Genomic DNA, 6486 nt, shown 5'->3' on the forward strand with positions numbered 1-6486 from the left:
CGATGCGGGACGAACCCATACGGACGTGAGTCGGTTTTCGCGAACGCGAACCCGATCAGAACAACGCATCACTTCGGCGCAAGCCGAAATTCCCAATTGCAGGGATGCGGCACGAACGCGCATGGGGCGAGTCGGCTGCGCGATTCCGCAGCATAATCCCAACTCCACCCCGAGCCGATTCCCACATGGCCACTGCCGACGCCTTGCCGCGCAGCGACGAGTTCCTGGGTCATCCCAAGGGCCTGTACGTGTGCTTCTTCACCGAGATGTGGGAGCGTTTCTCGTTCTACGGGATGAAGGCGCTGCTGCTGCTGTATCTCATCAAGTACCACCTGTTCAGCGACGAACACGGCTACAACCTGATCGGCGCCTATGGCGGCCTGGTCTACGCGATGCCGGTGATTGGCGGCCTCATTGCCGATCGCTGGCTGGGCATGCGCAAGGCGGTCGTGTTTGGCGGCATCCTGCTCGTGCTCGGCCACCTGGGCATGGCGATCGAAGGTCACCCGGCCAGTCATGTCGATGGCGTGATCGTGCGCGACGCCGCGGCCCTGCAGGTGTTCTACTTCTCGCTCGCATTGATCATCATGGGCGTGGGCTTCCTCAAGCCCAATATCTCCACCATCGTCGGCAAGCTCTACGGCGAGAACGACCCGCGCCGCGATTCGGGCTTCAGCATCTTCTACGCCGGCATCAATCTGGGCGCGACGGTATCGGGCGTGCTGTGCGGCTGGCTCGGCGAGACCTACGGTTGGGGCTGGGGCTTTGGCGCGGCCGGCATCGGCATGCTCGCGGGGCTCGCCAATTTCACGCTCGGGCGCAAGCACCTGCGTGGCCACGCCGAACCACGTGAGCCCGCTCGCCTGCGCGAGCGCATGCTCGGCCCGCTCACGCGTGAACACCTGATCTACCTGGGTGCGCTCGGCGGTGTGGTTGTGGTGTGGGGCCTGATTCAATCGCATTCAATCTTCCTTGCGCTTGTGCCCGGCGTCTTCGAACCCAGTCCGGTGCTGCTGGCGATGCACCTGGTCAGCGTCTGCCTGCTCGGCGGCATTCTGTGGTTCATGTTCACGCGCTGCACGAAGATCGAACGCGAGCAGATGTTCATGGTGCTAGCCTTCATCGGATTCTGCCTCGTGTTCTTTACGCTCTACGAACAGACCTACGGTTCGTGGGTGCTGTTCTCCGATCGCGCGATGAACCACGCCGCACTGGGCATCGAGTGGACGGCGAGCCAGCTCACCTCGCTGGGCGCGTTCTTCATCCTCGTGCTGGCACCCCTGTTCGCCTGGCTGTGGCCGCGCCTGGAGAAAGCCGGCCGCAATCCGGGCAGCCTCGTCAAGTCGGCCTGGGGACTGATCTTCGCCGGTCTGTCGTTTCTCGTGCTGGTGTGGAGCGCGCGCCACCCACAGACCAACGGCCTGACCGGAATCTGGTGGTTCGTGCTTGCCTACTTCGTGCTCGAAGTCGGCGAAATGCTGCTCTCGCCGATCGGCCTGTCGGTAGTGACGCAGTTGTCGGTTCCGCGCGTGGTCAGCCTGATGATGGGCGGCTGGTTCCTCGGCACCTCGTATTCGGAAGTGCTTGCCGCGCAGCTGGGAAAACTGTCCGCGATCGAAATCCCGGACGGCGCGACGCTCGATGTCAGCGCAGCGCTCATCAAGTACGCCGAACTGTTCCTGTTCTCGGCCTGGATCGGCCTCGGCAGCGGCGTCATCGTGCTGCTGCTCGCGCCGCTGCTGCGGCGCTGGATGCATGGGGTGAAGTGACGCGGAGATGCTGCCAACCGTTTGGCGGGACAGGTTCATTTCTCCGCGCGCCTGCCGCGGCCGAAAGGGGCTGAAAAGCGCAAGCGAACACGACCAGGACAACGCGAAAACCGGACTTCAGCGCCAGCGGAAATGCGCCGGCGCCAGCGCCTACTTCGCCTTCGCCCCGATGTGGGCGTCGAAGAACGCAAGCATCTTCGTGTAGAGCTCGAGCTTGTTCGCGGTCGTGTAAAAACCGTGGCCTTCCTTGTCCTTGTAGAGCCACTCGTAGGAATACTTGCGCTTGTCCAGCGCATCGCGCAGCGCTTCTCCTTGCGAGGGCGGTACGCGCTCGTCGCGACCACCCACCACGATCATGAGCGCCGCCTTGATCTTGTCGACGTTCCAGGCCGGAGAACGTGCGCGCATCTCGCCGGTGTCGCGGCCAAGCACCTGTTCGAGGAAGGTCTTGCCGTACAGGCTGCGCGGGATGTCGCCATCCTTGTACATGCGCGGCAGGTCGTAGACGCCGACATAACCGACCGCACAGCGGTACAGGTCGGGCTCGCGCACCACGCCTTCGAGCGCGGCGTAACCGCCGTAGCTTGCACCATAGATGCACAGGCGCGTGGGGTCGGCATAGCCTTCCTTCACGGCCCAGTTCGTCGCGTCGGTGAGATCGTCCTGCATCGCCCTGCCCCACTGCTTGTAGCCGGCGCGCTGAAAATCGCTGCCATAGCCGCCCGAGCCGCGGAAATTGACCTGCATGACGGCATAGCCGCGACTGGCGAGCAATTGGGTTTCCCAGTTGTAGCCCCAGTCATCGCGCGGTCCATGCGGACCGCCATGCGGATTGACGATCAGCGGCAGGTTCTTGCCGCTGCTGCCCGGCGGCAGGGTGAGATAGCCGTTGATCTCCAGGCCATCACGCGCCTTGAAGCGGATCGGCTGCATGGCCGCCATCTGCTCCGGATCGATCCACTTGGCCACGCTGCCAAGGTAGTCGGCATTCTTCTTTTCGGTGTCGAACAGATAGAAATCGCCGGGATTGCGATCGCTGAACACATGCACCGTGCCAAAGCGGCCATCGTTGGCAAAGGCACCAAAGATCGCCACCTGATCGGGAAACGCCTTCTGCACAGACAGCGCCAGGCGCCCCCATTGCGACTTGGAATCGAACACATGGATGCCGATCTTGCCGTCCTGAGTGATCACGCCGTAGGCATCCTGGCGGTCGGGTGTCCGCAGCAGGGCACCGGGATCGGCACCACCCTCATAGAGCAATTCCTTCTTGCCGTTGGCAAGGTCGATCCGATACAGCGCATCGGCTTTGCCCTTGCGCGTGATCGTCGCGTAGAAATGCTGGTTGTCGCGCGCGAACATCAGCGGCGCGATGATCAGGCCGCTGGTCTTGGGGTCGTTGAACACCTGCCACTCGGCGCCTTCGCCGCTACGCTGATACACGACGGCATCGAGGTCTTCGTTGGGCGCAGTGGCCAGGCGCACTTCGCCCTTGTGGTCGGCAACGAAACTCGACTGTGCCTTCGGGCCGATCGCGACGCGACGCGTCTTGCCGGTATAGACATCGAGGATTTCTGCGCTCGGAGGCGCCTTGTCGCTGTTGCGCCAATCGAAGGTCTGCACCAGGATCTGCTTGTCGTTGCCAGGGATCGTGTCGATGACAAAGGCACTGGCGTAGCGCTGCTCACCACCGCTCTTCACGCGCGAACCGGTCTTGCTGCCGGCGGCGCGATAGCCAAACAACTGGATCGAGCCGGTGCCGTCGGCATTGATCGCATACAGCTCGCCATTGGGCTTGGGTTTGTCCACGCCACCGAACTTCTCGGCCACCGAGGCGACCAGTCGCGTGTCGTTGACCCACCAGAATTCGTCGATGACGTTTTCGCCCGAGGCATGGATCGCCGCGGTGCGCTGGCTGGTGGTGCGATCGATCACCGCGACGATCGTGGTTTCCTCGTACGGCATCTTGACCGCGAGATACTTGCCACTCGGAGACACCGACATCCTGGTGTAGGACGGCAGTTTGACGAAGTCCTCGATCGACATCGGGCCTGTTGCAGCGGCAGGCGCGGCAGTAGGCGTCTCGGCTTTGGGTGCCTGCGCATGCAGCAGCGCCGGCAGCAGCGCGCACATCGCAACTGATATCCACTTTCTCATGGTTTCTCCCTGAATGGATTGGTACGGTCGTTCGATCGAAGGGCGAGCGCGTCAGCGCACGCGCCCGTAGCGGTCTTCGAGGCGCACGATGTCGTCCTCGCCGAAATAGTCGCCACACTGCACTTCGATGAGATGAATGTCGGTATCGGTCGGATTCTCGAGCCGATGCACGGTTTCCATCGGGATGTAGGCCGACTCGTTGCGATTGAGCAGGAACTCGCGTTCGCCGATGCGCACCTTGGCCACGCCATCGACCACGGTCCAGTGTTCGCTGCGGCGATGATGCAGTTGCAGCGACAGCACGTGCCCTGGCTTGACGGTGAGACGCTTGACCTTGCAGTCGTCGGCATCCTCGAGCACGGTGTAGCTGCCCCAGGGCCGATGCACGGTCTGGTGCACGCTTGCGGCGGCGTGGTTGTCGGCGCGCAGGCGCTCGACCACCTGCTTGACCTGCTGCGCGCGCTCGCGGTGCGAGACCAGCACCGCGTCACCGGTGTCCACGATCACCAGGTCGCGCACGCCCACCGCGGCGACCATTCTCTGCGCCGATTGGATGTAGCAGTTGGTGCTCTCCACGACCACCGCCTCGCCACGCACGCGGTTGCCGTCGCCATCGGCCTCGTCGAGGTCGCTCATCGCCTTCCACGAACCGATGTCGCTCCAGTCGAAGCTCGCCGGCACCACGGCCACCTTCGGCGCACGCTCCATGATCGCGTAGTCGATCGAGATGTCCGGCTGGGCGAGGAAGGCATCGCGTGAAAACTCGACCGGACTTTCGTGACCGCTGGCCTGCGCGTGGCAGGCGCGCGCGGCAGTCAGCACATCGGGGCAGACCCTGGCCGCAACTTCGAGCAAGGTATCGGCGCGAAAGCAGAACATGCCCGAGTTCCACACGTAATCGCCCGAGGCGACATAGCTTTCGGCCGTCTGCATGTTCGGCTTCTCGACGAAGGCCGCGACCACACGGCCCTCCTTGCCGGCGATCGCATCGCCCATGCGGATGTAGCCAAAGCCGGTTTCCGGATGCGTGGGTCGAATGCCGAAGGTGACGAGCCAGCCGTCCTGCGCGAGTGCGGCGGCGCGATGCGCGTCGGCGATGAAGGCATCGAGGTCACGGATCAGGTGATCGGCCGGCAGAATCAGCAAGGTTGCATCGGGCGCGATCTGCTCGCGCGCATGCAGCGCCGCGAGCACGACCGCCGGAGCGGTGTTGCGCCCGATCGGTTCGAGCAGGAACGGCAGGCGGTCGAGATCCGCGCCGGCCTGCTGGCTGTACTCGTCGCGGGTGAGAAAGTAATAGTCGCGGCCGGTCACGGTGAGCACACTGCCGCCACCCGCGCAGCGCAACGCGCGCTCGAGCGTCTTGAGCAGCAGCGAACGGCCATCACCCATGCGCATGAAGGGCTTGGGATACGCGCTGCGCGACACCGGCCACAACCGCGTGCCGGCGCCACCGGAGAGGATTACGGGTACGAGCATGGGCAACTCCATGGAACCAGACGAAAAGCGGGCGTGGGTTCCGGCACGTCCGCGACAGGGAAACCTCGGGCCAGGCGCGCTCAGCACCGCGCGAGCTGATCGAGCACCTCGTCCAGACCCGTGCGCCAATCGGCCAATTCTAGCCCGAATGCGCGCTTGAGCCTTGTGCAGTCGAGCACGGAACGGGCCGGGCGCTGCGCGCGCGTGGGGTAGTGCGCGCTGGTGATCGGCAGCACGCGCGGTGCATGGGCGATGAGGCCGCGCGCGTGGGCGCCGGCGATGACCGCGCTGGCAAAGTCGTGCCAGCTCGCCTGCCCGCCGGCGACGAGGTGGTACAAGCCCGGTTCGCCCTGCCACTGCGCGAGCATCTGCGCGCTGGCGCGCGCGATCCAGTGCGCGGGCGTGGGCGCGCCGACCTGGTCAGCCACCACGCGCAGTTCCTCGCGCTCAGCGGCAAGACGCAGCATCGTGCGCAGGAAATTGTGCCCGCGCGCGGCATACACCCAGGCCGTGCGCAGGATCAGGTGACTCGCACCACTTGCGCGCAGCGCCTGTTCGCCCGCCAATTTGCTGCGCCCGTACACGCCCAGCGGCGCGGTGGCATCGTCCTCGCGGTACGCGCACGTGGCGCTGCCATCGAACACGTAGTCGGTCGAGTAATGCAGCACGCGCGCGCCATGCGCTGCGGCCCATGCGCCGATCTCGCCGACCGCAAGGTGATTGACGCGATCGGCCAGCGCCGGCTCGTCCTCGGCGCGATCCACACCGGTATGGGCAGCGGCGTTGACGATGAGGTCGGCACGCGCGTCATCGAGCGCGGCGCGCAGCGCATCGGCATCGGCAAGGTCCGCACGCAGGCAGGTGCCGCCGTCGGCGAGCACACCCGCGCGCGTGGCGGGAATGAGCTCGCCCAGCGGCGCGAGCGCGGCGAGCAGCTCATGGCCGACTTGGCCATCGGCGCCGGGCACGAAGATCCTCACGGCGTATACGGCGGCAGTCGTTCGGGCGGCACGTCAGAGAGAAACGGCGCACGCTGGTCCTTGTCCGACAACGAAGGCTGCGCGAGCGGCCAGTCCACGCC

At 65.0% G+C, this 6486-nt stretch carries 4 protein-coding genes and 1 pseudogene; 1 reads left to right on the top strand and 4 read right to left on the bottom strand.

Going from position 1 to position 6486, the window contains the following annotated elements; all coding sequences use genetic code 11:
* Nucleotides 1–185: 185 nt before the first annotated feature.
* A complete protein-coding gene (locus KF759_RS14045) occupies nt 186–1769 on the top strand; it encodes an oligopeptide:H+ symporter (RefSeq protein ID WP_291226472.1) in 1584 nt (527 codons plus the stop codon).
* A gap of 150 nt (nt 1770–1919) precedes the next feature.
* On the opposite strand, the gene KF759_RS14050 is transcribed toward KF759_RS14045, so the two are convergent.
* The 4 genes and pseudogenes from KF759_RS14050 to KF759_RS14065 all read right to left on the bottom strand — a co-directional run.
* Nucleotides 1920–3926: a S9 family peptidase gene (locus KF759_RS14050; RefSeq protein ID WP_291226473.1), complete on the bottom strand. Its 2007-nt coding sequence runs from the start codon at nt 3924–3926 to the stop codon at nt 1920–1922.
* Between the two features lie 51 nt (nt 3927–3977).
* Nucleotides 3978–5405, bottom strand: coding sequence for a mannose-1-phosphate guanylyltransferase/mannose-6-phosphate isomerase (locus KF759_RS14055; RefSeq protein WP_291226474.1), 1428 nt, complete (start codon nt 5403–5405; stop codon nt 3978–3980).
* Nucleotides 5406–5485: 80 nt separating this feature from the next.
* The gene (gene rfbD, locus KF759_RS14060; RefSeq protein WP_291226475.1) at nt 5486–6385 is read right to left on the bottom strand and encodes a dTDP-4-dehydrorhamnose reductase; all 900 of its coding nucleotides are present in this window, start codon (nt 6383–6385) and stop codon (nt 5486–5488) included.
* Nucleotides 6382–6486: pseudogene (locus KF759_RS14065) on the bottom strand (dTDP-4-dehydrorhamnose 3,5-epimerase); the annotation flags it as partial. The pseudogene KF759_RS14065 and the gene rfbD, both read right to left, overlap by 4 nt.

It is taken from the genome of Dokdonella sp. (assembly GCF_019634815.1).
Taxonomy (GTDB): Bacteria; Pseudomonadota; Gammaproteobacteria; order Xanthomonadales; family Rhodanobacteraceae; genus Dokdonella_A.

Coding starts and splice junctions, on each gene's coding strand:
- KF759_RS14045 (WP_291226472.1), top strand. CDS start 186: ATGGCCACTGCCGACGCCTTGCCGCGCAGCGACGAGTTCCTGGGTCAT.
- KF759_RS14050 (WP_291226473.1), bottom strand. CDS start 3,926: ATGAGAAAGTGGATATCAGTTGCGATGTGCGCGCTGCTGCCGGCGCTG.
- KF759_RS14055 (WP_291226474.1), bottom strand. CDS start 5,405: ATGCTCGTACCCGTAATCCTCTCCGGTGGCGCCGGCACGCGGTTGTGG.